Genomic DNA, 24,783 nt, shown 5'->3' on the forward strand with positions numbered 1-24,783 from the left:
TTTTCTAAACTTACGTTAATTAAAGAGTGTTAAGCATCATCTTTGTAAGATGCTTGAAAAATCAACCAAAATAATTTCTATGACATTTCTCAAAAAATTATTGATAGGTGGGGCTGTAGTTTCAGCTTTTAGTCTTAATCATGTAAATGCACAAACTAGTTTTCTCGATGACGCCCAACTTTTCAGTCAATTCAGATCAACAGGATCAGCTAGAATCAATGCCTTAGGCGGTGCACAAATGTCTCTTGGAGGAGATATTTCAAATATTCATTCAAATGCTGCAGGTTTAGGTTTCTTCAGGAGATCAGAGTTCTCCATTACTCCATCCTTTGCTGTGAATAATGCTCAGACCAATTTTCTAGGCCAGCTACAGGATGATAGAACACCTAATTTTTCACTTCCTAACCTAAGTTTGGTCATTGCCAAACCCAAAGGAGAACTTCAGCCAGGCTCATTCAGAGGTGGGACATTTGGAGTTAGCTTCAACAGGATCGCAGATTTCAATAACCAGTTTGGTTACTTTTCTGATATAAGAAATCAAAACTCTCTGCTTGATTTTTACATCAATCAATACACTGCTTTTGGAGAGCCACCTATTGGGGCTTCTGATGGCTTGGTTTTAGATATTGAATTGGTGCAAGGTAATCCGGGGACTGGATATTTCAAAGACCCTGAGTATGTCTTTGGACAACCGTTTGCTGATGAAACTATCATTACTGAAGGTGGTATAACACAAACCTCATTTTCCTATGGTGCCAATTTCGAAAACAAGTTGTTTATCGGTGGTGGCTTAGGCATCCATTCTGTAAATTTCTTTCAAAACAGGGTATATGGGGAGGAGTTCTTGGATGGAAATAATGTCAGGTCACTTATCTATTCCATAGAAGATAATACGAGAATCAATGGATTTGGAGCAAGTATCAATTTAGGTGTCATTTACAAGCCAATTGAAACAGTAAACCTTGGATTGAACTTCAAAAGCCCAACTTGGTATAGACTTAATAAAGAGGTAGATGCCAATATCATTGGTGAATTCTTTAATGAAAATGGGCAATTGACATTCACAGAAAGGGAATTCAGTAATGTTGAAATAAATACGACTACGCTGAGCACTCCTCTTTTATTGAGTGCTGGAGGTACATTCTTTGTGGGGAAAAGTGGATTTATCACAGCGGATATTGACTATGTAGACTACAGTCAAAATAGAATCAATTCCAGAGATTTTGACACTTCCTTTGACAATAGGGATTTAGCGACATTTTTAGGTTCTACTTTCAATTACCGCGTAGGTGGTGAATATAGATTTGATATTTGGAGACTGAGAGCCGGTTATGCCTACTATGGCGACCCCACTACAGACACCTCTTTTGATAGAAGTATGCAGCGCATTACAGGTGGTGTGGGTGTTAGATTGAGTAGAATGTATATTGACTTTGCTTTGATCAATTCCCAGTCAGACAATCTTTATAATTCTTACGCTATCATCAATAGTGCTAATCAAAATGTGGGACCATTCAGTGAAATCAGAAATAACATGACCCAAGGAATGGTGACAGTAGGATTTAATTTCTAAGTAAAGTCATCAGCTCAGACATCAAAAGCTCAGTGGAGGGATCCTCACCACTGAGCTTTATTTTTGCTTGCTCGTAATATGGCCCTCTGACTGCTATCAAATCTTTGAGTTTAAGGGTGATATCTCCAGCACTCATACCAAAAAACATGGGGCGCTGACTTGCTGAGTCTTTGGTCAGTCTTCTATGAATTGTTTCCAAAGGCACATCCAGAAATACAGCTATTCCCTTTTCATTGATCAGCTCCATATTGTCATTGAAGCAAGGTGTACCTCCACCTGTGGATAGCACAAAACCCTCCACATTTTTCAAAGCTTCTGTCAGATACTTGGTCTCAAGTTCTCTGAATTTCCCTTCTCCATCTTCAGCAAAAATATCTTTGATCAATCTCCCCTCTTCTTTTTCGATATGGTGGTCCAAATCAATGAATACAAAATTGAGTTCTCTGGCTAACTGTCTCCCAAAAGTAGATTTGCCTGAACCAGGCATTCCAACCAAGACTATTTTGAGCGGTAATCTCATTTTGATAAGAGGAGAGGGTTAAAGATGAAGGTAATTTAAATTTGGTATAGGGGGATTTAATACTATTATTATAGAAACTATTGACAGACATCAGATGACAGTCAATAGCTTTTGTGTTGAATGCGCAGATCATAGTCAAGAATTCCGCGAAACATTTCAACACTAATTTTAATTCTTACTGATAAGAAAGCGACTAATCATTTTACTTATAGAAAGATTTTACGGTCTCGGGAGATGGGGTGTTTCTGAAATGATATTTTTTCAAAACAGTCCCTTCATTGAGTAGCATCAATCCTGGATTAGAGCGCATGATTGTTTTCACTACAGTAGCATCTGCTTGGTAACCTATCAGGTTCCAATTTCGAGCAGTCAAGAAGCTGTTGATCTCCTGCTGTGAAGAAGCTGCTACAAATACAACTTCTATCTCTGATGCAGTAAGTCCGGCAATAATTTGATCAAATTCTTCCAAGTAATCGGTGTTGATTTTAGATAGATTGGTTACAAGGATCACTGCTTTTTTCCCAGTAAGTATTTCCTCTGTAAAATCACCTTCATCATTCCATACGGCAAAGTCAGAGATCTTTGGTAAGGCATCTTCATTTTTGAGCTTCATATCCACAAATTCATAATCACCTTCGGTAGGATATTGATCAAAAATGAATTCTTCTCCATTTTTTGTCATGATGTAACTGTATTCCAAGGGTGCGGAAGGTTGCATATTAGTTGGGATGTTCACACCTTCTTTGTAAGCTCTGAAGTCTATAAAGGGAAGATTTCTAATTGCAGTAATCGCTAAAGCTAGGGATAAAACCAATGAAATCCTGACTGACCAGGCCGCCCATGCTTGTGTGTTACTTTTGAGTTGATTCCGGAAAACAAAAAGAATCCCGATCATTACTAAGAGAACTATATCCTTGTAGAATGACTCCCAAGGGGTCAGTTTGATGGCATCTCCAAAACATCCGCAGTCTGTTACTTTATTGAAGTAGGCTGAATAGAATGTCAGAAAGGTGAAGAAAAGGATCATCAAGCCTAATGCCCAAACGGTGAATTTGAGTTTGTGCCCAAGAATCAGCATGATTCCCAAAACCACTTCAGCCACCACCATGACTACGCCTATCTCCAAAGCCCAAGGCTTAAATACGGTAAAAAACCCAGCGATGTCATAGGAAAACACATCAAAGTATTCTTCGAGCTTGATCGCTGTACCAACAGGATCATTGACTTTGATTAGTCCTGAAAAGATGAACAATCCACCTACGAGTAAGCGGATGATGTATAGTATTGCGTCTTTAAGCATGGTATCCTAATTTGATAAGGCAGAAAACTGCATAGTTGATCATGTCTTGGTAGTTGGCTTCAATGCCCTCAGAGACGATGGTTCGTCCTTGGTTATCTTCAATTTGCTTTACTCGATAAAGTTTCATCAAGATAATGTCAGTCATAGAAGAAACTCTCATGTCTCTCCAGGCCTCACCATAATCATGGTTTTTATTTTCTAAAAGGCCTCTTGTGGCATTGACCCATTGGTCGTAAATCGGTTCAAGCTCTTCATAGCTTAATTCCAACCTTTCATCCTCTACCATAGAAATTTGGATCAAGGCTATCAAGCAGTAGTTGATGATGCCTACAAATTCGTCAGAAATGGGATCATTGACTTTCTGATTGCCTTTATCTTGGATAGACCTGATGCGTTGGGCTTTAATGAAAATCTGGTCTGTAATAGAAGGGAGCCTTAGGATTCTCCAGGCAGTGCCATAATCAATTGTTTTCTTCTTAAAAAGTTCTTTACAAAGGGCAATAACTTGATTATATTCGCTCACGGTTTGCGTTTTCAAGGCAGTTTGATTTAATGGACAACTTATTCACTTCTTCTTCAGAAATCGAAGATAAATTATTTCCCCCAAAAATAACACTTCGGAGTAAAGGAAAGCTATTTTTATTGGATAGGCCTTGGGTGATGGGCATCATGAATATCACGCCAGATTCATTTTATGAAGGCAGCAGGATATCTCAGGACGAAGCTTTAATCTTGCATCAGGCAGAAAAAATGCTTGCATCAGGAGCAGACATACTAGATATAGGTGGATACAGTAGCCGGCCGGGAGCCATTGAAGTGAGTCTTGAAGAGGAAATGTCTCGCGTACTTCCAGCCATAGGGGCAATCAAACGTGAATTTCCTGAAGCGAAGCTTTCCATTGACACTTTTCGGTCCAAGATTGCTTCTTCTGCCGTCCAATGTGGTGCAGATTTCGTAAATGATATATCAGCTGGCACATTGGATCCTGACATGATCGAAACTGTAGGGAAGTTACAAGTCCCTTATATCGCCATGCATATGAAAGGAACGCCTCAGAATATGCAAAATCAGACAGATTATGATGACATTCTTTTGGAGATGATGAAATATTTCTCTGAAAAAATGAACGAATGCAAAAAAGCTGGCATTAATGATGTGATATTGGATCCTGGATTCGGTTTTGCAAAAACAATGGAGCAGAATTATTGGATATTGAGGAATTTAAGCTATTTTAAGACAATCCAAGCTCCAATGCTTATCGGGGTATCAAGAAAGTCAATGATCTACAAAAAATTAGAAATAAATCCTAGCGAAGCGCTCAATGGAACTACTGCCTTGCATATGGCAGCCTTGATGCATGGCGCTCAAATACTGCGTGTGCATGATGTCAAAGAAGCTAAAGAAACTGTAACCTTATTCAAACAACTTTACCCTTGAACTTACTTTTCAAAATAGGATTTTTAGAGATTTCCATTGTGAATATCATTGATATCACACTGGTGAGTATGCTTTTGTATCAAGTGTACAAGCTTCTTAGGGGTAGTGTTGCAATCAAGATTTTCTTAGGTTTTCTATCCATATACTTGATTTACTTGATGGTTAGTGCCTTGAAAATGGAGCTACTTTCAATCATTTTGGGGCAATTTATGGGCGTGGGTGTCATTGCCGCCATCATCATCTTTGCCCCTGAAATCAGGAAATTTCTTTTGATCATCGGACGTTCTTCTATCCTTTCGAATGAGAATATTCTTCAAGAATTGCTTTTTTGGAGGAAAAGGGAAACACAGGCATTCAATATCAATCCGATCATTGATGCTGCCAAATCCTTATCTGGGACTAACATGGGAGCCTTGATGGTGATTTCAAGGAATTCAGAATTAAAATTCTATGCTGAAAGTGGGGATTTGATGGATGCGATAGTCTCCAAAAGACTTTTGATTTCAATTTTCAATAAGTATAGTCCTTTGCATGATGGGGCGGTTATTATTTATAATGGTAAAGTAAAGGCGGCACGATGTATTCTTCCTGTGACAGAGCGGGATGTTCCGGCGCAGTTTGGGCTTAGACATAGGGCTGCGATAGGCATGTCTGAGGCAACGGATACGCTTGTATTGATTGTTTCGGAAGAGACGGGGCAGATTTCACTCGCTAGAAATGGTAAAATCTTGCATAATCTTTCTTTCCAAGAAGTACGTGAGTTTATCAATGATTATTTGACGGGGGTGGATATTGACGACAAATTTGAACCAGTAACTGTCTACGAAAGAAACAGGTCAAAGAGTAACAGGTCTACTTCTAGTGCCTCTTGATAGGAAGGTTGGGGGCTCACACAGATTCCGCTGATTTCACAGATTTATTTCTTTGGATGAATGGGAGAGGTTAGGGATTGGGTGATTGAGTTATTGAGTTAATAGGTGATTTGGGGATTAGGAATTGGAAGATTATTTGATTGATGGGAATGGGATTAGTTCTCGCGGCGGGCGCAACGATGTACGCAACGAGCGCAACGTTGGGAGTGGCCTTGTGGGATAGGAAGGTTGGGGGCTCGCACAGATTCCGCTGATTTCACAGATTTATTTCTTTGGATGAATGGGAGAGGTTAGGAATTGGGTGATTGAGTTCCCCGAGGGATCGGGAGGTTATTTGGGTATGAGGGATTGGAAGATTGGGAAATTGGAAGATTTAAAAATAAGATAAGCTTCATAGAATGTGGGATGGCTTCTAAAATAAAAAGGTCATTCATTTGTTTTAACAAAAAGGTCAAAAGGATTAATCCCTTTGACCTTTTTGTTAACCAAAGCTTAACTTTATCTGTATCAATCAAGCTTTCAAGATTTTCAATCAAGAGCCTTACTTCTTGTGTCTAACCACTAAGAAATCACACCTAGTTCTTTGCCTGCTTCAATGAAAGCATTGATGGCTTGGTCGAGATGGGCTTTTTCGTGTGCTGCCGATATTTGTACTCGGATTCTCGCTTGACCTTTTGGTACTACTGGATAGTAGAATCCGATCACATAGACTCCTTTTTCTAATAGCTTCTCAGCCATTTTTTGAGACAAGACTGCATCGTATAACATGATGGGTACAATCGGGTGTTCTCCTGGCTTGATATCAAATCCTGCTTCAGTCATTTTGGCTCTGAAGTATTTGGTGTTTTCTTCCAATCGATCTCTCAGCTCTGTAGTCTCAGAAAGTAAATCAAAAACCGCGATAGAGGCACCTGTAATGGATGGTGCTAAAGTATTGGAAAACAAATATGGTCTGGAACGTTGTCTGAGGATTTCGATAATCTCTTTTCTACCAGAGGTAAAACCACCAGATGCACCGCCTAATGCTTTCCCTAATGTACCTGTGATGATGTCTATTTTACCCATTACTCCTTTGAGTTCATGAACTCCTCTACCTGTTTTACCCATGAATCCGGTGGAGTGACATTCATCAGACATGACTAGGGCATGATATTTTTCTGCCAAGGCTACGATCTTATCTAATTGAGCGATGGTACCGTCCATGGAGAAGACACCATCAGTCACAATGATTTTATTTTTCGCACCTTGGGCATCAGCATCTTGAAGTTGCTTTTCGAGGTCAGCCATATCATTATGTTGGTAACGGAAGCGCATGGCTTTACATAGCCTCACTCCATCAATGATAGATGCATGATTCAAAGCATCTGAGATGATGGCATCTTCTGGACCAAGGATTGGCTCAAATACACCGCCATTGGCATCAAAAGCTGCCGCATAGAGGATGGTATCTTCTGTTCCTAAAAACTTAGATATTTTCTCTTCCAGTTCTTTGTGGATATCTTGTGTACCACAGATAAATCTCACTGAAGATAATCCAAAGCCATGACTATCGATGGCTGCTTTGGCTGCCTCGATGACTTGTGGGTGAGAAGATAGGCCAAGGTAATTATTGGCACAGAAATTTAGGACTTTCTGACCTCCAGCAATGGTGATTTCTGCGGCTTGTGGGGAAGTGATGATGCGTTCTTTTTTGAAAAGACCTGCTTCTTGAATTTCCTTTAACTCTTTTTCTAATTTGGGTTTCAATGTATCAAACATCTTTTTATTTATTTTTTGTATTGTAAAATCAATTCAAATGCATTAAAATAAAAATCCTCAACTGAAATCCTTATTTTTGCCTCAATCAATACCCAAATATATCAAAAGCTAGAGGGTCTAGGAAACCTAATAGATTGAAAGTTTTAAAATGGAGAGAATTCTTATCATTGGTGCAGCTGGACAGTTAGGTTCAGAGCTGACACTTACGCTGACTCAGCAGTATGGTAGCGACCATGTAATCGCTACTGATATCAACCCGAAAGCCTTAGAGAAGTTTGATTTTTGTAAGACAGCAGTCTTAGATATCATGAATCAGGATGCTGTCAGGCAATTGGTCAAAACAGAAAATGTAAAGCAGATTTATCATCTAGCAGCTGTACTTTCTGCGACGGGAGAAAAAAACCCACTGTTTGCATGGCAGCTGAATATGGATAGTCTTTTGTTTGTCTTAGAGTTGGCCAAAGAATTCAAGATGGAGAAGATCTATTGGCCTTCTTCTATTGCTGTATTTGGGCCGAATACACCTAAGGTCAATACACCTCAATATTGTGTCAAAGAACCGAATACTGTCTATGGTATATCTAAGCAAGCCGGGGAAAGGTGGTGCGAGTACTACTTTCAAAAGTTTGGTGTAGATGTGCGAAGTTTAAGGTACCCAGGACTTATTGGCTACAAATCTCTTCCAGGTGGTGGCACGACTGATTATGCCGTGGATATCTATCACAAAGCCATTGCAGGTGAACATTTTGTTTCATTCTTGAGAGAAGACAGTGCCCTCCCGATGATGTATATGCCTGATGCAATCAAGGCAACATTGGACTTGATGCATGCACCCAGAGAGCAAGTAAAAATACGATCCAGCTATAATTTGGCAGCGATCAGTTTTACTCCGCGAGAGATATTTGAAAGCATCAAAGTACATTATCCTGATTTTTCAATTTCCTACGAACCTGACTTTAGGCAAGCCATCGCTGATAGCTGGCCAGATAGCATTGATGATAGTAGTGCAAGAGCAGACTGGGGCTGGAAGCATGATTATGATCTCAAAAAAATGACAGCAGATATTTTGGCGAATTTGCCAGAGTATATGGTGAATTTTTGAATTGTCAACGATCGACAGTTAACAGTCGACTGAAAAAAGGTAGTCAATTAGTTGATTAGTTATTGGTTATTTGGTTAGTTGGATTAATTGATTGGAATATTGATGATGTAGGGAGGTTGGAAGGTTGATAAAGTTTAAATGTTGAAAAGTTAGAGTAGCTCAGGGAATTAGGAGAAAGGGAAAAGTTTAAAGGGAAATAGCTTTTGGAAAATAAATAAAGCCTCAAAAATGAGGCTTTATTTATTTTAGAAACCTTTTGTTAATAAAGGAGATGGCGTCTTTTATTTTTTGTTGATCTTCTGTCTTATTTAAGTCTAAGCCACAAAATGTTCCATTATTGGAAGCTGCATGCAGGCCTAGGTAATACAATGCGGCCACATTGATTGCTGAGATGGCACGAAAATCAACTTCTGTTTCCAGGATTTCTGATTGAAGCGCCTCAAAGAGTTTCTCCCCTACTTGTTCTCTCTTTTCAATGAATGACTTCATTAATTCATGCTCTTCGGACACACTCCACAACATTAATTTCTGGAATTGATGGTCCTTCAAAACCGTATCAAATTGTGTATGCAAGTAATAGTCAATGATTTGCCTCAAGGAAAAAGGAGCATCATTTGAGATGGCATCATTGACCGCACTTACTCTTGTAGACCAATAATCTTTGTGGATAAAATAAGCTTCTAGTAAGTTTTCAAATGTTTCGTACTTTCTATAAATGTAAGACTTGTCCACCCCTGATTTCTTGGAAATGGCATTAATTCCAAGTGCTGCATGGCCCTTTTTTAAAAATAATTCTTCAATAGCAAGAAATAGCCTAGTATCATTATTACCTATATTTCCCATTGTTAATTAAATATTCAAGTGATTTTGTTAATTATCTATATGAGTATCCGGAATGTTGCATGTTATGAAAGAAGAGGCATTACATTTAGCAGATAAACATTTTATCTATTTAGCCTACTCTCCAATCCAAAAGAAGGAAATTATTCCTAAACAAAGCATAAAGGGCATTCTAAACATTTTTCAGTTCTATTTAACTATATAAGAACCAAAATAAAAGCAATTAAATAATATTATCGCATTTCATACTACAAGGTGGCATTTTTAATTAATATATCTTAAAATTTAATTTAAATTAAAAAAACTCTCTAAATTTAGCATTCCAAACTTTATTTCTAAATAAATACATCATGACCGAACTATCTGAGCAAGAGATTATCAAGTTTTTAAAAGAAAAAAGAAAATCATTGATCACTGAAATTGAAAAAATAGACACTGCTTTGAAAGCAATGGAAGGTGTGGGTTTTGTTAATTTGCCTCGTAGCATTATCAAATCTGATGAAAGTTTTATACCAGACCAATATTCTGATAAACTTAAATTAGACAAGAAAATCTTGTTTGCACTTAAAGAAATGGGGAAGGGGGATAAATCTGAAATCATCCAAAAGATTCAACAATTAGAACCCAAATCAGATATTAGTAAGTTGGAAAATTCTATTTCAGTTAGATTGAGTTACTTGAAAAACAATAATATTGTCAAAGCAGATAAAAACGGAAGAAGTCTTTCGTATTATTTATAGAGTGATAATGTGCATTTCTACTTTTATGAAACTATTATTATGTAAACAATCGTCAATTGATCCACTGAATGAGTAGATAGAATCATTTAGTCACTAAAGTGTTTTAAATTTTAAAATATTTTGTTTTTGGTGTTTTTTTTGAGTGGGTAGGAGAACCAGCAATAGGCTCTATAGCTAAACAAAAACTTTTTACATGCCAATAGAACGCTGATCGAACAGATGGTCACTGATTCAAAAACGAAAAATACTATTCAAAGTCGATTCAAAAAAATATTGAAGGTGTAGATACAATCTACACCTAGCTGCTAAAAAAAATCTTTGAAAACCCTTAAGAATAGGAAAAGGATAGCGCTTTTTTATTTAGTAAGGGATAATTACATGTGTCTATTTTTTATTTTATTTTTTTTAATAAATTATAATTATATTTGATTTCATGGTTCTCATTGAAAGAGAAATTAGTAGTAGTTCATTTTGATTGATTTCAATAATAATAGAATTTAAAATTTCAATTCTTTAATTTCTAAAAATGAATAAATTTCTAGTTGCAATATTGGTGTTAAACATTGTCATTACTTTAATAGTCATTCTGTTCTATTTTGTTAAACCAAAGACTATAAATCCAATTGTTGGCTATAGGACTAAATTGTCAATGAAGAACCAAGCAAACTGGGATGTCTCACAAAATTATTTTTTTAAGAATTGGATTTTCTTACTTCCTATTATATATTTCTCTCAAGTGTTGATGTTTGTTGGCGAAATACCGTATAAATTTATCGGTTACATAGTTTTCTCAGAATTTATAGTTGGTACGCTAGCATTAATTTTTGCCACAGAAAAAAAACTAAAAGAAAATTGATGAAGTAATTTATTAGTGAATTCGTTTAAATATATTAAGTTAAAGTAACTTCGGTACTTTTAGCGTCGATTCGTTTTTTATTCTTCAACAAAGTTTTCTATTGAGGCCAAGGCAAGTGATGCTTTTTGTGAATTTTGCCTTTTAATTAATTATATTGATTCATTCTCAACGGTTAGCTTCATAATTTTAGGAGAGGCTATTTACTGGCCTTTCGGGGGATCAATTTAACCGCTATACTCACCATACCTAGACAAATACTTTTACTTATTTAATAGTGCTTTAAAATGCACTTTTTGTTAAAATTCTATGATGAAAACCAGGATATGTTCGTGATAGTGCTTTTTATCGCACTTTTCATTGATTTTTAGAAAATCAACATTACATTTACATAAAATAATGCCGTATAATGCACTTTACAGAAATAATAAAGACGATCAAAGAGCGTAGGGAAGCACTGCAAGTAACACAGGAAACATTAGCAGAACTATCAGGTGTCGGGTTAAGAACACTAAAACAATTTGAAAGCGGGAAGGGAAATCCAACTCTATTAACGTTGCATAAGCTGTCCGATGTGTTGGGTATGGAGGTTTGCCTAAAAATAAAAAATATAGCAGCAGATAAATGAGAAAAGCCAAAGTATTATTCAAGAATGAAGAAGCGGGTATCTTGACACAGCATGATGATGGTTCGTTTTCATTTCGCTATCATGATGACTGGGTTGCCAACAACAGTAAGCGAAACATCAGTCTTACGTTACCTAAGCTTGAAAAAGAGTTTGATTCTAAGTACCTGTTTCCATTTTTTTTTAATATGCTTCCAGAAGGCTCTAACAAACAAGTGGTATGCAAGCTAAATAGAATCGATCAAGAAGATCACTTTGGTTTGCTTATGACTACGGCAAAGCATGATAGCATTGGTGCAGTAAGAATTATTAAACTAGAAGATTGATGGGTTTGCCTTATACGAGCATTTTCAATGATATTACTTCCTTAATCTTAAATTCGAGATCCATTTGACTTTCGAAAAAATTAAATGATAAATGAAATTAAATATTGCCCGGGAACATTATCCGAAGGTTTTGACACCTACAGTAGAACTGCCATGAATAGGGTTTTTCAGGGCAAAAAGGTGCACCATGTTTTGCCTTACGATTCTCCCGCGTCTGACCCAGCAACTGATCAGCTGTTTGAAGAAAATCGAAAAAGCATGTCGATATCAGGTGTACAAGAAAAATTTTCTGTATTGCTCGACAAAAACAAGCTAAGACTTATTCATGACAATGAACAAGGCACCCATATCTTGAAGCCAATTCCAGGGGCTGGTAAAAAACCAGATCAAATGCCCGCCAACGAGCATTTAACCATGCAGGTTGCCCGTCAGATTTATGGAATAGAGACAGCAGAAAATGCATTGATTTTTTTTCAAGATGGTACACCTGCTTATATCACCAAAAGATTTGATATCAAAGAAGATAGCCTCTTACTTACTGGACAGCTGAGGAAACTAGCCCAAGAAGACTTTGCTTCCTTAGCAAAAAGAACCCCTCAAACCCATGGGGAGCATTATAAGTATCTCGGAAATTATCTAGAAATATTTGAATTAATGCGTAACTATCTAACTACTTACAAGATAGAAGCTCCTAAACTTTTGAAAATTCTTATCTTTAACTATCTCTTTTCTAATGGAGATGCCCATTATAAAAATTTTTCTATACTTGAAACATCTTTTGGAGATTATCGACTAAGCCCAGCTTATGATTTGCTCAACAGCCGTATTCATGTAGAAGATAAAGACTTTGCATTAGACGATGGACTATTGCCTAGAAATCTATCCCAAGGCAATATGGCTTCGCAATTTGCTAAGCTTGCTGAGTTAGCAGAAATCAATAAAAAGACTTTTCAAAGTATTATGTCTTTGATGATTTCCAAATCAGATTTTGTTGAAAAAATGGTGGCTGCTTCCTTTCTAAATGATACCACTAAAAGAAATTATTACCAATCGTATCAAGGAAGATTAAAACAATTGATTAAAGTATAAGAGATCTTTCTTTTGAGGAATATTAAATTTTAACATTAACACGATTAATAAAAACGTTTAAACACAGCCAAAACATCATTTTTTGGTTATGAGCACCCAAAATTAGAAGGTCAAAAAACAAGGGGCTTTTTTGATTATTCCCATAAACATAAAATTATGGCATTGTCATACGCTTTTCATTATCAAATAGAACGCTGATTTAGCGGATTGAACAGATGGTCACTGATTCAAAAAAGACAAATACTTTTCAAAGTCGATTCAAAAAAATATTGAAGGTGTAGATACAATCTACACCTAGCCGTGGAAACAGATGCAATCTACACCTAACCGCTGAAACAAAATCTTTGAAATCCCTCAAGAACAGAATCAGGATAGCGCTTTTTATTTATTTAGAAACAATTAAAGATGTTTATTTTTTTTATTTATATTTAATTAATAATTTTAAAAAATTCTCAACGGTTAGAATCATAATGTTTAAGTTTTAAAAGCAGAAAAAGCTATCCAAGATGGATAGCTTTTTTTTACATTTTCCCCTTTATCTCCTCTGGCTCAAAGCCCAATATCAAGTCTCCGTTGGGGAATTCCACGATGGGTCTTTTGATCATGGAGCTTTTTTCTGCTAATACTGCCAAAGCTGATTTTTCTGATTCTAACTTTTCCTTGTCTTCATCTTCCAGTTTTCTATAAGTTGTCCCACGCTTATTGATCAAGGACTCAAAACCCACTTTATCTGCGAACTTCACCAATAAAGCTGCACTTGGTGCTTGCTTTTTGTAGTCTACGAACTCGTATTCAATGCCCTCTGATTCCAAAAAATCAAAGGTCTTTTTCATCGTGTTACAATTTTTGATTCCGTATATTCTGAGTTGCATGGTTTTGTGTTTAGTTGATTGAGTTAACTAGGTTAATTAGGTTAAAGGTTAAGCGTTAAAATCGTTAAACGTTAATTGGATACTTGATTTATTTAACGTTGAAAATTATTGAGTTTCTAAAATACCAATTTTAGAAGTGAATAAGAATGTTTATTTTTAAAAATTAGCCAAAGCACATGAAAAAATCAAGAAAGTTAGATCACTGCCTCAACTGTGGGGAATCTTTATTAAAGGAAGAGGACTTTTGCCCAGCATGTGGACAGGAGAATAAAGATCAAAGGGTATCGATAGGTATTTTTTTATCCGATTTTTTTTCAAATTACCTCAATTTTGATTCAACTTTTTTTAGAACAATCCCAGTTCTCTTATTCAAGCCTGGCAAGCTTAGCATAGCATTTAATAGTGGTAGGAGAAAGAAATTCATCCATCCAATCAGGTTATATTTGATTTTTTCTCTTTTTTACTTCTTTATCTTCGGTTTTATTATCCCAAAAAATATTTTTGATGTATACCTCAATAATGCTTCATTTTCATCCCCAGAAACTATTAAAATGAAATTAACTGAAAAGGAGAAAGCTGAGCTAGATAGTATCCTTTCCAAAAATCCTGCTGCTAAAAAAATACTGAATCAAAAAGAAAAATCTAATAGCTTAAGTTTGTCTGACTCCAGTGAATCGATCAATTGGAAGGAAATTAAGATTTTAGCTCAAGATCCTGATGTCAGCATGGTGGAGTTTGAGAAGACTTTAGCCAAAGCCTCTTTTTCGATTGGAGATTTAATAAGCCCAGAAAAGCAGCGGACATTTATTGCCAATTCTAACCTTTTTATAAGTGGGGTAGCTAGGAATCTACCATTGATGATGTTTCTCCTATTACCTGTTTTCGCAGGGATTCTGATGTTACTTTATATCCGTTCAGATTACTATTTTGTCGAACATTTAATTCATGCTTTGCATTTACACACTTTTGCTTATTTGATCTATGGTATTGGAATCTTATTGATCCAATTTTTACAATTTAATTCTGAATGGGTTATAGGCTTAGCTTTTATTTGGGTATCTATATATACTTATGTCTCCTTTAAAAAAATCTATAGACAAGGTTGGTTTAAAACATTCTTAAAGTTTTTTCTTTTGGGTCATATTTATGTGTTCTTCTTGTCTATAGGATTGATGATCGAGCTATATATCACTTTGTTATTGATGTAAAAACCCATTGACTATTCTAATCAATGGGCTTTATTTGTTAGGGAATTTTCGATCAAAACTTATCTAGGGCGTGCCGAAAAACGCTAACTGGAAAATAAATTCTTTAAATTTTGATGAATACCGCATTTAACAAATATTTTCTTTTTAAGCAAGTGCAAGCTTATTCAATGATCTAGCTTGATTTCCGTGCTCCTGAAAATTTCAAAACTCGAAATTTTCAGGCTAGCCTCAGGCATACTATCCCTGCCTGGCAACTTGACAGGTTCTTCATTCGGCTCATTCGAAGTATAAATGCACATCTTCATTCTCCCGCTTTGAACCTGCCTGACCGGTAGGCAGGTCTGGCATACCTGAGACTTTTTCAGCAAGCTCTATCTATTAAGTACCTCTTTTAAGGCTGACTCATTAGCTTCTAGAATCTGGGAGATATATTCGTCAGTCAGCGCTGTGGAGAGGAATAAACTCTCGAATTGTGATGGTGCTAAATACACTCCTCTGTGCAGCATGGCTTGGAAGTATTTTCCAAAAAGCGCTGTATCTGCCTGTTTTGCAGAAGCAAAATCAAAGATCTCTTTGTCAGTGAAGAATAAACTGTACATACTACCTAAGTGATTGATGGTGTAATTGAGATCAAGTTTATTCAAAGAAGCTTGAATTCCTGCCACTAACTTATCCCCTATGGCATTGAGTTGCTCGTAGACTTCGTCATGTGTATCCAAATACTGTAGCATGGTCAAACCTGCCGCCATGGCAATAGGATTTCCAGAAAGTGTTCCAGCTTGGTAAACTGGCCCTGCTGGTGATACGAACTCCATGATTTCTTTTTTGCCACCGTAGGCACCAACAGGCATTCCTCCACCGATGATTTTACCTAGCGTGGTCATGTCTGGAGTTACACCAAAGAGTTCTTGAGCTCCACCTTTTGCCAAGCGAAAGCCTGTCATCACTTCATCAAAAATCAGAACTATCCCTTCTCTGTCACAGATTTTCCTTAGTCCTTCTAGATATCCAGGTTTGGGTGTAACCAATCCCATATTACCTGGTACAGGCTCCAGAATCAGTGCAGCAATTTCACCTTTATTCGCTGAAATTAGTTGCTCTATAGCTTCTAGGTCATTGTATGGAGCTAGCAAAGTGTCTTTGGCTGTTCCTTTAGTGACCCCGGGTGAATCGGGATTGCCCATAGTCATGGCACCTGAGCCAGCAGCGATCAAAAAGGAGTCTCCATGTCCATGATAGTGTCCTTCCATTTTGATGAACTTATCCCTTCCAGTAAACCCTCTAGCCACTCTGATCGCAGACATGGTCGCTTCAGTACCGGAATTCACCATACGGACTTTCTCTACCGATGGTACCATTTTGGTGATCAATTCAGCGATTTCCACTTCTCTGGCAGTTGGTGCACCAAAGGATGTTCCATTTTCCATGGCTTTAATGACTGCCTCCTTGATCATGGGATGATTGTGCCCAAGGATCATTGGGCCCCAACTGTTGATCAGTTCTAGGTAGCTATTGCCATCAGCATCATAGATATGTGCTCCGTCAGCTTTTTCAATGAAGATCGGGTTCCCTCCTACCGCTCTAAAAGCTCGAACAGGGGAGTTGACACCACCAGGAATATAATTCTGAGCCTTTTCAAACAAGGCTTTGCTTTTGCTGATTTGCATTTATTTTTGGTTTATTTATTAACACTGGTTTTTGATATTTGGTCGACAGTCGACGGTCAACCGACCATGCAATACTGAAGTTCTCAAAATAGAAGGACTGTGGTCTATGGTCAACTGTTGACAGTTGACAGTAGACTGTTGACTACTTCATTTCCAACACGCCTTTTTCAAGTTGAAGGATGGGGACAAAGCGATTGTTATTGCTATTCCTAAAGTCTAAACCATATGAAATCCTTCCTTGCGTTTGGGTCATTTGATTTAAATTATTTCTAAAATCAAAACCTCTGGAATTGTTAATTGTTCCAGAAAGCCATGTCATTAATTCATAACCCAAATGTGCATTTAGAGAAGGGTAAACTTGATATTTGGTGTAAAAGCCCTCTCTAAAATCCTCCAATTCTTGGCTTCCAAATTTCATCGTATTGTTGGCAATGAAGTGGAAATTTTGGCTTTGCAGCATTTCGAAGTTGGCGAAATTGAAATAGAGCCAACTATCCATAACCAAAACGGGGATTTCTCGGGAAATAGACTCTAGCAAGCCGAAAGTCGGAGAAGCCACATTGGGATCATCAGAGAGTATGATGATCATATCTGCCTTTGGATTTTCATTGCCTCTTTTCAAATTGATTCTATCAAAGAAGTCTCTGATGTTTCTCTCATTGACACGTTCATTAGCGACTATTTGATAGCCAAATCTATTGGCCTCCTCTGCTAATCTCTTAGCAAGCATTTCATCTCTGGTAGCCGTAGAGTAAGCAATTGCAACTCTCTTTCCTTCTATATTTTTTCTAGCAAAATCTAATACTCCTTCTGCGATCGAGTTGATAGAAGGTCTGAATAAGTAAGCAAAATTAAAAGTCTCAAGTTTATCGTCAATGTTGGAGAGTGGATTGATAAATGGAATTCCTTTTTCCTCAGAGAATGCGGCCACGACATCCATTTCTTCTGGGTAAAGTGGTCCGATGATCACATCTGCTACATTAAAAAATGGATCTGCTAAGATGCTGCGTGTTCTATCCGGGTTTCTTTGCGTGTCAAAGGATTTGACATTGACCTTAAGTCCTCTTCTTTTTGCTTCTTCTATCGCGAAATTGATCCCTTGATACAGTTCAAAAATGAAATTCGTGGAATTTAGTCGTCTGACATCAGTACCTCCATTGTAGTTGAAGGGTAGAACAACTGCAATATCCAGCACATCATCTCGCTTGACTTGAGGTGTAAGGTCCTTTTGACCTTCTACCCTTACATCTTTGATTTGATTGTAGATATTTCGGTCATTGGAGGACATGACGGTTTGTCTTTCCAGCTGTTCTTTGAGCGCTAGCAAAAAACCTTTATTTGATTCATATTTAGCTATATTACCTACCATGTAGCTCAAGGAAGCATTCTTTAAGTAATTGTAGGTAGCATTTTCAGCTTCTTTTTTTAGATCTTCATCTGTGATCAAAAGAATTTGTCCTAAGCCATCTGAAAAGCTTTCCTCTTCAAAATGAACCAAAGCCATCAGGTACCTCACATCTTCAATTTTCTCCCAACGGGCATTTTCAATTAAAGGTGAGAGCGAAGCTTTAGCGAGCGCAGTTTGTTTGTTCAGAAAAGCTGCCTGAGCAAAATAGAAAGTGGCATAATTAGAAAGATTACCAAATTGCTTTTCATCCATATAAGGGCGAAGCAGATCCATGGCATCTTTATAATTACCATAACTGATGAGCGTTTTGGCTCTGTTATAATTATTTAGTGGGTCTTGTGCTTGTACTTGAACAAAAAATGAAAGCAGAAACAAGGGCAACAGGAAAATACTTTTCATAGGATTATATCTCGTTTTTCAAAAGCCATTGGGCTTGATTGAAGTACATTTCATGATTATAAAACAGTCCAGATTGAGGCTATTTTATAAAGATTTGGACAAATATCATTCCGATTGAAATGGGATACGAATTTAATCCATTTTGCGGTTATAGAAAAGAAAAATATGAGTAGCAGCTTTTATGTAAGGGAGGTTATCAAGAAGGTTAAATGTGCAGAAGTCGTCGACTGTCAACAGTCGGCAGTCAACCTAATTTGAAAATTCACACCCAAAAATCTATTGTTTGGCTAGGTGCATAAAAAGTGGATACAGGTATCATAAAATTAAAAACCCCCATCCTATACAATTTTCACTTAAGGAAAATCGTATAGGATGGAGTATATTGAAATCCGTTATTTGAAGCTTCAAAATTAGTTTTGGGTGTAATTCTACTATATGAAGTTTGTTTCAAGAATTGCTCACTTTTACTCCCATTCAATCGTCGCAGGTGGCTTGGAGGAGATGTCATAGACTACTCTGTTGACGCCTTTCACTCTGTTGATGATTTCGTTGGAGATTTTGCCAAGGAATTCATAAGGGAGGTGAATCCAATCAGCAGTCATGCCATCTACAGAACCGACGGCTCTAAGCGCAACCACTTTTTCATAGGTTCTTTCATCTCCCATCACTCCGACAGATTGGATTGGAAGTAGAATTGCTCCAGCTTGCCATACCTGATCGTAAAGACCATGGTCTTTGAGGCCTTGGATGAAGATGTAATCTACTTCTTGGAGTGTCTTTACTTTTTCGGCTGTAATATCTCCTAAAATTCTTATGGCAAGTCCTGGTCCTGGGAATGGGTGTCTTCCTACGATCGTTTCAGGAATTTCCAAAGCTCTTCCCACTTCTCTCACTTCGTCTTTGAAGAGGGTATTTAGTGGCTCAACGACAGACAATTTCATGAAATCAGGAAGACCGCCTACGTTGTGGTGCGACTTGATTGTGGCTGAAGGTCCTTTGACAGAGACAGATTCGATCACATCTGGATAAATTGTCCCTTGCCCTAACCATTTCACTCCTTCGAGTTTATTGGCTTCATCATCAAATACTTCAATGAAAGCATTGCCAATGGCTTTTCTTTTTGCTTCAGGATCAGAAATACTTGCAAGCGCATCATAAAAACGCTGCTTGGCATCTACACCGATCACATTGAGTCCCATGTCTTTGTAGGAGTGTAAGACCTCCTCGAATTCATTTTTTCTCAGCAATCCATTATCTACAAAAACACAGTATAAGTTGGAACCGATAGCACGGTGGATCAAAGTCGCTGCGACGGAGGAATCAACCCCTCCTGACAAGCCCATGACTACTTTATCATTGCCGATTTTGGCTTTTAGTTCGGCTACTGTTGCATCGATAAATACATCAGAAGTCCAGTCTTGGCTACAGCCACAGATGTTGACAACAAAGTTTCTCAGCAGGTTCTTTCCTTCTACAGAATGGGTCACTTCTGGATGAAACTGTATGCCGTAAGTTTCTTCATTTTGGATTTTGAAAGCTGCTACCTTAACAGATGAAGTACTTGCTATTACATCAAATCCATCAGGCAATTCCTTGATGGTATCTCCATGTGACATCCAAACGGTCGATCCATGGGTCATTTCTTTGAGTAGATCATAGTGGGTATCAATATGGTTTAAGTTGGCGCGTCCATATTCTCTGATTTCGGAAGGAAGCACCTCTCCTCCGTATTTTTGAGCCAAAAGTTGTGAGCCATAGCATACGCCCAAAAGGGGGAGTTTGCCTCTAAAAATATCTAAGTCCAAATCAGGTGAGCCTTCATCTCTTACCGAGCAAGGACTTCCCGAAAGGATTACTCCTTTGATATCATCTGTAATTTCTGGAATCTTATTGTAAGGGTGAATTTCACAATATACGTTGAGTTCTCTAACTCTTCGAGCGATGAGTTGTGTGTATTGAGAACCAAAATCTAGGATCAAAATCTGTTCTGCCATGCGCAAAGGTAAGCAGCCCTTGACAATTGATAAAATTAAACGTCAAAATTTTCGAAAGAATATTTGGCTGCCAATTCTACTCTTCGCTAAAATTGGCATTATCTCCTTCAAAAAGTGTGTTCAGTGATACTGCTTCTATGCCAAAAGTCTCTACCAAATACCTTTCAAAGACCGCCGTACTCCCATGAGTCAAGTAGACTTTCTCAGCCTCCGTAGCCCTGATCGCTTGGATCAATCCTGGCCAATCTGCATGATCAGATAGCACAAAACCCGTATCCACTGCCCTCCTTCTTCTAGCTCCACGTACGTTCATCCAACCCGAGCAAACTCCTGTCCTGTAAGGCGCAAACTTCTTCATCCAAGGTGAGCCCATAGCTGCTGGAGGGGCGATGATCATGGCACCATTGAATGCACTTTTGGGTAATTCTTGCGTTACTTTGGGTATATCCCTGACTGGTACGCCATTAGTAATCAAAGCTTGATTGGTATTCCAAATGGCGTCATGGGCAAATATCGAACCTATCGCAGTATCCAAATGATTGATCACCCGCTGCGCCTTCCCAAGCGAATAGGCAAATAGCACCGAGTTTCTACCCTGTTCGGTATTGGTTTTCCACCATTGATTGATTTCTTTGAAGATTTGCTGTTGACCTTGCCATTTATAAATTGGCATTCCAAAAGTACATTCAGAAACAAATTCGTGACATTTGACAGGTTCAAAGGCTGTGGACAATCCGTCGTCTTCTACCTTATAATCTCCTGAGACCACAGTGACTTTCCCCTGGAATTCCAATCGGACTTGTGCAGATCCGGGGATATGGCCTGCTGGATGAAGCGAGATCTGCACGCCATTGATGTGAATTGGTTCCCTATATTCCAGTGTCTCCAAATTAATATCCTGTCCCAACCTCAGCCGCATTACTTGTTCGGAATGATGATGCGCCAGGTAATGCTTCATCCCCCAGCGGGCATGATCGGCATGGGCATGGGTTATGACTGCCCTCTCCACAGGCTTCCAAGGATCTATAAATACATCAGCCTGTGGACAATAAAGTCCTGATGGGGTCAATTCTAGTAGAGACATATCCAAAGAACATCACCGGTTAGTCAATGTTTACACCATAGAAATAAAATACTTCATAATCCTTTTCTACTTCATCTTCTTTTTCACCAATCTTTAACCTAGAAAACATCAAGTTTCTGATGCTTTCTAGTTTGACATCCATATACCCTTCCCAAAGTTTGTTTTCGTCTTGGAAAATCTGATAATAGTATTTTTCATATTTCTTTTGAAGGGCTTGAAATTCGGGTTGCCCGACCACATTTCTAGGCAATTCATCTACCTCTTCTTTTGGTGCTCCCCCCTTGTACCAAGCAATTAAATAACCATTTGAAAAATTGAAGCCTTCATAAGTAGAATAGATGATTCTATTGAAGAATTTACCGAAATTTTCATTTGGATCACTGGGTACATTTTGCTTGTAGTTTTCCTCAGGTTGTAAGGAGATTTGTCTTTTGAGCTCCATGGAAGGTAAGTTGTAGACATATATTTCTGGTGAGGAGGAAAAATTGATATAAAGTTCATTATTGTGATAGACAGCGAGAGGACTGTCAAAATTATAGCTTCCTGGGTTGAGCACCATTTGACTTTCCGCGGGGAATTCTGTTCTTGCTAGCATAGAGAAATCCTCGATGCTATACAAAGACAACAAAGGATAGCCAAGTCCAAAATTTTCAGAAAAACTTTCTCTATTATCTTCTGTTTTGAAGATAGAGGAAAACATCCACTCTCCTATTGGCAAGTTGACTGTAGAACCCATGATGTGATTGGTGATGGGGCTGTAGGGAGTCTTCCTTTTTTCTTTCAGATTGAATTCTCCATCATAGATGAACTGTTGTCCGAATGTCTCTATCAAAATATCACCTGAATCAAGATACTGTGCAGTAAGGAAATAATCTGATTGATAATTGTCTTTCCCATCACCTGTTCGGTTGACTTGCTGAAGGATCTCTCCTTTTTTGTTCACCCTCAGAAACTCATTGGTCAATATATCATAGAGGAGGAATTCGGACTGATCTTCCTTGAGGTCAATCATGTAGAGTTGACCGAGGTGATCAATTTGAAGACTGTCAATAATAGTCAATTCAAGATTTTCGAAAGTCGCATTTTCCTGTTTGTCAGAAGAACCACAAGAAAGTAAACTTGAAAGCAAAAGCCCTGAAAGCACAAAAACAAATAGCTTATTCATAGCAATAAAATTAGTGGACTTAAACTAAACTAATAAAAATTTATAATCAAAAAATAAGCTGTCAAAATTAGCTTAAAAGTGATGAAGTGGGGGAATTTAGGGATCAATTAAACCATAAAGAAAATGATACTCAATACTTAATTCCATTGAGGTACAGTGTATCTTCATTTCCAACATCGAGATTGAATTTTCGGATATCTTTGTTGAAATAAAAGGTTCTGTCTTTGTAAAAAGTATAAAGAATTCCACTCCCATCATGTTGGTAGGTTCCTAGTTGATTGAAATTTTCATCTAAAATCAAAAGCTCCTCTTTCGGATCCACATATTTTAGATTTTCTACTTCAAAAATTTTGAAAAAAATGTCGTAGTTTGATTTCATCAAATAAAATATTCATATTTAAATCATGTTTAAAATGAAAAAAAATAATTTTCTTGTCTTAGGCAATATAATAATGTCTACCACATTTTTAACCACATTAAAATGGCAAACTGTAGGTAAATGTTTTTCTGGCAGCAGTGAAGAGGGGCAATATGTGGCATGTTAAATTCATAATAAAGGCCCCTTCTGTTATTTTGAAGAACCATTAATTCGTAATTATTTTAAAACATCACTCAGGAAGGTAATTCTCCTAAGAGGAATTTTGTGAATTAACAAATATGAAAAATAAGATAAAATTTTGGCCCATGCTTCTTTATAGCATGTTAGTAGCCGCTTGTAGTGCCCCACAAAATGAGACTACTCAATCTTTACCTAAATCTCAAACTAAAATAGAAGAAGATTTCAAATTGCCGTTAGATTCTGAGACTTCACTTTACAATCGCTTGAACTCGAAAGGAAAAATTGGCGATAAGGAAGTGTATTTCCTTTTTAATCAAAACTCTAACACCTTACAAGTCTATGATCTCGATTCTAAATCCATGGATCAAAAGATTACATTTAATTGGGATGGCCCTAATTCACTTCAAGGGCTGATGTACCCTTTTGGATTTCATTATGTTAATTCCGATTCTCTGATTTTTTACAGCGGAATGTTTAAGACAATTTATCTCGCAAATATTAACGGAGAGGTCTATAAAAAGATTTCTCTTGCGAACCACCCCATTGGTTTTGGCTCTGTTTTACCAAAGTCTCCTATTGCATATAGGAATGGTTTTGTCTACATGCAGTCTTTACCAGTTTATCCGCCTACCATTCCAGAAGATTATGTGCACCCCCCCAATAGAATCTCGAAGATAAGTTTGAAAAATGGAGAAATGGAAGAGTTTGAATTAGATTATCCTGAAATTTATAAAAACAGAAAAATTTCTCAACAATTGAAAATGCTCGACATAGTATACAACCCAAAGTTGGATAAGTTTATAGTGAGTTTCCCTTTGTCCGATAAACTCTATGTAACTGACTTTAAGTCTAATCCGGAGGTTTATGGAGCAAAGAGTGATCTAGTCAAAAATCCGATAGAAACCGACAAAAACAATACATTAGTGGAACAATCAGCTTTAAGTAATTTTTACTTTTGGATGAATAGTTCCTATGAGAAAATACTATATGATATTGAGAATGATATTTATATCAGAGAGGTCAGAGCTGGACTTTCCGAGCAAGATTACTTAAACCGAAAATTTAAAAGTAAAAGGGAGTTGATTTTATTGAATTCTGATTTTCAGGAAATTGATCGTATACCATATGAAAGTGCTGAGATGTATTATTCTTTTTTTCGAAAAGGTTCTTTCTTCTGGAATAAAAACATTCAAGAATTCAATTTGGAAGCAGGCATAGAAGACACCTTATTCTTTAATTCTATTGATCTAGTTTATAAATAGGTATATAATTTTGTTCTCCATAGAGTGGTTTCTAATCAACATACTTGAGGTTAAAATGTGAGCTCATTGAAAATTGTAATTATAAACTTATACGAATCAATTTGATTATCCGCTGTTTTGCCAATATTCA

23 protein-coding genes are annotated in these 24,783 nt (G+C 37.3%); 11 read left to right on the forward strand and 12 right to left on the reverse strand.

From position 1 onward, the window contains the following. Positions 1-79 precede the first annotated feature (79 nt). Positions 80-1,573, forward strand: coding sequence for an OmpP1/FadL family transporter (locus tag CHB66_RS14270; RefSeq protein ID WP_089242139.1), 1,494 nt, complete (start codon positions 80-82; stop codon positions 1,571-1,573). Here the strand turns inward: CHB66_RS14270 and CHB66_RS14275 are convergent. The 3 genes from CHB66_RS14275 to CHB66_RS14285 form a co-directional block, all read right to left on the reverse strand. Next, the gene (locus CHB66_RS14275; RefSeq protein ID WP_089242090.1) at positions 1,563-2,093 is read right to left on the reverse strand and encodes a shikimate kinase; all 531 of its coding nucleotides are present in this window, start codon (positions 2,091-2,093) and stop codon (positions 1,563-1,565) included. The genes CHB66_RS14270 and CHB66_RS14275 overlap by 11 nt on opposite strands. 202 nt (positions 2,094-2,295) lie before the next feature. Beyond that, entirely contained in the window at positions 2,296-3,393 is a 1,098-nt protein-coding gene (locus tag CHB66_RS14280; protein ID WP_089242091.1) for a BT_3928 family protein, read from the reverse strand. Continuing rightward, the gene (locus tag CHB66_RS14285; RefSeq protein WP_089242092.1) at positions 3,386-3,931 is read right to left on the reverse strand and encodes a DUF1599 domain-containing protein; all 546 of its coding nucleotides are present in this window, start codon (positions 3,929-3,931) and stop codon (positions 3,386-3,388) included. Before CHB66_RS14285 ends, CHB66_RS14280 begins: the two co-directional genes overlap by 8 nt. Before the next feature lie 14 nt (positions 3,932-3,945). On the opposite strand from CHB66_RS14285, the gene folP reads away from it, so the two are divergent. Then, positions 3,946-4,830, forward strand: a complete 885-nt coding sequence (gene folP / locus CHB66_RS14290) for a dihydropteroate synthase (RefSeq protein WP_089242093.1) — start codon at positions 3,946-3,948, stop codon at positions 4,828-4,830. After that, on the forward strand, positions 4,827-5,702 hold the full coding sequence (cdaA, locus tag CHB66_RS14295; protein ID WP_089242094.1) for a diadenylate cyclase CdaA: 876 nt from the start codon (positions 4,827-4,829) through the stop codon (positions 5,700-5,702). Before folP ends, cdaA begins: the two co-directional genes overlap by 4 nt. Before the next feature lie 561 nt (positions 5,703-6,263). Here cdaA and kbl read toward each other — a convergent pair. After that, positions 6,264-7,460: a glycine C-acetyltransferase gene (gene kbl / locus CHB66_RS14305; protein ID WP_089242096.1), complete on the reverse strand. Its 1,197-nt coding sequence runs from the start codon at positions 7,458-7,460 to the stop codon at positions 6,264-6,266. 148 nt (positions 7,461-7,608) lie between these two features. On the opposite strand from kbl, the gene CHB66_RS14310 reads away from it, so the two are divergent. Further along, positions 7,609-8,562 carry an NAD-dependent epimerase/dehydratase family protein gene (locus tag CHB66_RS14310; RefSeq protein ID WP_089242097.1) on the forward strand — a complete coding sequence of 318 codons (954 nt, stop codon included), beginning with the start codon at positions 7,609-7,611 and terminating at the stop codon, positions 8,560-8,562. A 240-nt stretch (positions 8,563-8,802) separates the two neighbouring features. Here the strand turns inward: CHB66_RS14310 and CHB66_RS14315 are convergent, their stop codons facing one another. Further along, positions 8,803-9,405 carry a TetR/AcrR family transcriptional regulator gene (locus CHB66_RS14315; RefSeq protein ID WP_089242098.1) on the reverse strand — a complete coding sequence of 201 codons (603 nt, stop codon included), beginning with the start codon at positions 9,403-9,405 and terminating at the stop codon, positions 8,803-8,805. Positions 9,406-9,752: 347 nt separating this feature from the next. Between CHB66_RS14315 and CHB66_RS14320 the strand changes: the two genes are divergently transcribed. The 5 genes from CHB66_RS14320 to CHB66_RS14340 all read left to right on the forward strand — a co-directional run bounded on the left by CHB66_RS14320 (position 9,753) and on the right by CHB66_RS14340 (position 13,035). After that, entirely contained in the window at positions 9,753-10,142 is a 390-nt protein-coding gene (locus CHB66_RS14320) for a hypothetical protein (RefSeq protein WP_089242099.1), read from the forward strand. 526 nt (positions 10,143-10,668) lie between these two features. Further along, a complete protein-coding gene (locus tag CHB66_RS17250; RefSeq protein WP_089242100.1) occupies positions 10,669-10,998 on the forward strand; it encodes an SdpI family protein in 330 nt (109 codons plus the stop codon). Between the two features lie 406 nt (positions 10,999-11,404). After that, positions 11,405-11,623 carry a helix-turn-helix domain-containing protein gene (locus tag CHB66_RS14330; RefSeq protein WP_089242101.1) on the forward strand — a complete coding sequence of 73 codons (219 nt, stop codon included), beginning with the start codon at positions 11,405-11,407 and terminating at the stop codon, positions 11,621-11,623. After that, positions 11,620-11,946 (forward strand): HipA N-terminal domain-containing protein, encoded by a 327-nt coding sequence (locus CHB66_RS14335; protein WP_089242102.1) that lies wholly within the window; start codon positions 11,620-11,622, stop codon positions 11,944-11,946. The genes CHB66_RS14330 and CHB66_RS14335 overlap by 4 nt, the downstream gene beginning before the upstream one ends. Before the next feature lie 84 nt (positions 11,947-12,030). Beyond that, a complete protein-coding gene (locus CHB66_RS14340) occupies positions 12,031-13,035 on the forward strand; it encodes a HipA domain-containing protein (protein WP_089242103.1) in 1,005 nt (334 codons plus the stop codon). 521 nt (positions 13,036-13,556) lie between these two features. Here CHB66_RS14340 and CHB66_RS14345 read toward each other — a convergent pair. Then, the gene (locus CHB66_RS14345; protein WP_089242104.1) at positions 13,557-13,907 is read right to left on the reverse strand and encodes a Spx/MgsR family RNA polymerase-binding regulatory protein; all 351 of its coding nucleotides are present in this window, start codon (positions 13,905-13,907) and stop codon (positions 13,557-13,559) included. 176 nt (positions 13,908-14,083) lie between these two features. Here CHB66_RS14345 and CHB66_RS14350 point away from each other — a divergent pair, with 176 nt between their 5' ends. After that, on the forward strand, positions 14,084-15,115 hold the full coding sequence (locus tag CHB66_RS14350) for a DUF3667 domain-containing protein (RefSeq protein WP_089242105.1): 1,032 nt from the start codon (positions 14,084-14,086) through the stop codon (positions 15,113-15,115). Positions 15,116-15,486: 371 nt separating this feature from the next. Here the strand turns inward: CHB66_RS14350 and hemL are convergent, their stop codons facing one another. The 6 genes from hemL to CHB66_RS14385 all read right to left on the reverse strand — a co-directional run bounded on the left by hemL (position 15,487) and on the right by CHB66_RS14385 (position 23,211). Next, complete coding sequence (gene hemL / locus CHB66_RS14360) at positions 15,487-16,782, reverse strand: glutamate-1-semialdehyde 2,1-aminomutase (RefSeq protein ID WP_089242107.1); 1,296 nt, start codon at positions 16,780-16,782, stop codon at positions 15,487-15,489. Between the two features lie 142 nt (positions 16,783-16,924). Continuing rightward, positions 16,925-18,589: an ABC transporter substrate-binding protein gene (locus CHB66_RS14365; protein ID WP_089242108.1), complete on the reverse strand. Its 1,665-nt coding sequence runs from the start codon at positions 18,587-18,589 to the stop codon at positions 16,925-16,927. A gap of 464 nt (positions 18,590-19,053) precedes the next feature. Then, on the reverse strand, positions 19,054-20,583 hold the full coding sequence (guaA, locus tag CHB66_RS14370) for a glutamine-hydrolyzing GMP synthase (protein WP_089242109.1): 1,530 nt from the start codon (positions 20,581-20,583) through the stop codon (positions 19,054-19,056). A 76-nt stretch (positions 20,584-20,659) separates the two neighbouring features. After that, positions 20,660-21,667 carry a ligase-associated DNA damage response exonuclease gene (locus CHB66_RS14375; RefSeq protein ID WP_089242110.1) on the reverse strand — a complete coding sequence of 336 codons (1,008 nt, stop codon included), beginning with the start codon at positions 21,665-21,667 and terminating at the stop codon, positions 20,660-20,662. 19 nt (positions 21,668-21,686) lie between these two features. Further along, on the reverse strand, positions 21,687-22,832 hold the full coding sequence (locus tag CHB66_RS14380) for a hypothetical protein (RefSeq protein WP_089242111.1): 1,146 nt from the start codon (positions 22,830-22,832) through the stop codon (positions 21,687-21,689). 130 nt (positions 22,833-22,962) lie between these two features. After that, positions 22,963-23,211: a hypothetical protein gene (locus CHB66_RS14385; RefSeq protein ID WP_089242112.1), complete on the reverse strand. Its 249-nt coding sequence runs from the start codon at positions 23,209-23,211 to the stop codon at positions 22,963-22,965. Between the two features lie 278 nt (positions 23,212-23,489). Between CHB66_RS14385 and CHB66_RS14390 the strand changes: the two genes are divergently transcribed. Further along, a complete protein-coding gene (locus tag CHB66_RS14390) occupies positions 23,490-24,653 on the forward strand; it encodes a DUF4221 family protein (protein WP_089242113.1) in 1,164 nt (387 codons plus the stop codon). Positions 24,654-24,783: the final 130 nt, after the last annotated feature.

This window comes from Belliella buryatensis, from assembly GCF_900188245.1.
GTDB classification, from domain to species: domain Bacteria; phylum Bacteroidota; class Bacteroidia; order Cytophagales; family Cyclobacteriaceae; genus Belliella; species Belliella buryatensis.